2 tRNA genes and 1 rRNA gene are annotated in these 2,065 nt (G+C 47.3%); all 3 read right to left on the bottom strand.

Features of this window, described 5'->3' with window-relative positions:
• Positions 1–128: 128 nt before the first annotated feature.
• Positions 129–205, bottom strand: a tRNA-Ala gene (locus tag ACTHQF_RS17555).
• A gap of 16 nt (positions 206–221) precedes the next feature.
• Positions 222–295: transfer RNA gene (locus tag ACTHQF_RS17550), tRNA-Ile, on the bottom strand.
• A 175-nt stretch (positions 296–470) separates the two neighbouring features.
• Positions 471–1,992 (bottom strand): 16S ribosomal RNA (locus ACTHQF_RS17545).
• Between the last annotated feature and the right edge of the window lie 73 nt (positions 1,993–2,065).

The following is a 2,065-nucleotide window of genomic DNA, read 5'->3' as shown; positions in this document are numbered from 1 at the left end:
AGCTAACAACGTCTCTATTGTTGTTTGCTCTTCTTTTTTAACTTCTTCCAATATGTCAAAGAACTTTTCTATCCCCAGGATTCTTTACGTTTCCTTATTTCTTTACCTTTTGTATTAGGTAAGGGTGATGGTGGAGAATAACGGAGTCGAACCGTTGACCTCCTGCGTGCAAGGCAGGCGCTCTAGCCAGCTGAGCTAATCCCCCTTAGAAATTTTAGTAGTAGTCCCGAGCAGATTTGAACTGCTGACCCCTACATTATCAGTGTAGTGCTCTAACCAACTGAGCTACGGGACTAAATTCACTGTTGGTTAAGGCATGTTGAGGTTGCTCTACATATCCCTTTCCTCTAGTAATACCTTCACTTCAGTATGGAACACTCTATTGATGTTTCATTCTATGGGTTTTCTTTTTGAGATGTTTTGTCATTTTATATCATTTTAAACGCAGCAAGTAGTCAATTCTACTCCAGAAAGGAGGTATTCCAGCCGCACCTTCCGGTACGGCTACCTTGTTACGACTTAGCCCCAGTTATCGGTTTTACCCTAGGACGCTCCTTTCGGTTACATACTTTAGGTACCCCCAACTTCCATGGCTTGACGGGCGGTGTGTACAAGGCCCGGGAACGTATTCACCGCGTCATTGCTGATACGCGATTACTAGCGAATCCAACTTCAAGAGGTCGAGTTGCAGACCTCTATCCGAACTGTGAATGGCTTTTTGAGATTTGCTTGCTGTTGCCAGCTTGCTGCCCTCTGTACCATCCATTGTAGCACGTGTGTAGCCCCGGACGTAAGGGCCATGATGACTTGACGTCGTCCCCTCCTTCCTCTCTGTTTGCACAGGCAGTCTGTTTAGAGTCCCCACCATAACGTGCTGGCAACTAAACATAGGGGTTGCGCTCGTTGCGGGACTTAACCCAACACCTCACGGCACGAGCTGACGACAGCCATGCAGCACCTAGTTTCGTGTCCTTGCGGACGCTACCATCTCTGGTAACTTCACTAACTTTCAAGCCCGGGTAAGGTTCCTCGCGTATCATCGAATTAAACCACATGCTCCTCCGCTTGTGCGGGCCCCCGTCAATTCCTTTGAGTTTCACTCTTGCGAGCGTACTCCCCAGGTGGAATACTTAACGCTTTCGCTTAGCCGCTAACTGTATATCGCTAACAGCGAGTATTCATCGTTTAGGGCGTGGACTACCAGGGTATCTAATCCTGTTTGATCCCCACGCTTTCGTGCCTCAGCGTCAATAATACCATAGTAAGCTGCCTTCGCAATCGGTGTTCTGTGACATATCTATGCATTTCACCGCTACTTGTCACATTCCGCCTACCTCTAGTATATTCAAGCTCATCAGTATCAAAGGCACTGCGATGGTTGAGCCACCGTCTTTCACCCCTGACTTAATAAGCCGCCTACGCACCCTTTAAACCCAATAAATCCGGATAACGCTTGGATCCTCCGTATTACCGCGGCTGCTGGCACGGAGTTAGCCGATCCTTATTCCTTCGGTACATTCAGCTATCTACACGTAGATAGGTTTATTCCCGAATAAAAGCAGTTTACGACCCAGAGGGCTGTCTTCCTGCACGCGGCATGGCTGGTTCAGAGTTGCCTCCATTGACCAATATTCCTTACTGCTGCCTCCCGTAGGAGTCTGGTCCGTGTCTCAGTACCAGTGTGGGGGGTCATCCTCTCAGATCCCCTAGACATCGTGGTCTTGGTGGGCCGTTACCCCGCCAACTAACTAATGTCACGCATGCCCATCTTAATCCTATAAATATTTGATCATTGTATAATGCTATACTGTGATTTTATGCGGTGTTAATCCGAATTTCTTCGGGCTATCCCCCTGATTAAGGTAGGTTGCATACGCGTTACGCACCCGTGCGCCACTTTCCTTTCCAGCAAGCTGGAAAGTATCGTTCGACTTGCATGTATTAGGCCTGCCGCTAGCGTTCATCCTGAGCCAGGATCAAACTCTCCATTGTAAAATGTTTTGTTTGAACACTGACCATTCTTAACTTAATTAATAATAGTCTTATTCTAATTTGTCTGTTAGAT

Source organism: Pedobacter sp. SAFR-022 (assembly GCF_051965375.1).
GTDB lineage: Bacteria > Bacteroidota > Bacteroidia > Sphingobacteriales > Sphingobacteriaceae > Pedobacter.
This window is presented reverse-complemented; position numbering and strand designations above follow the sequence as displayed.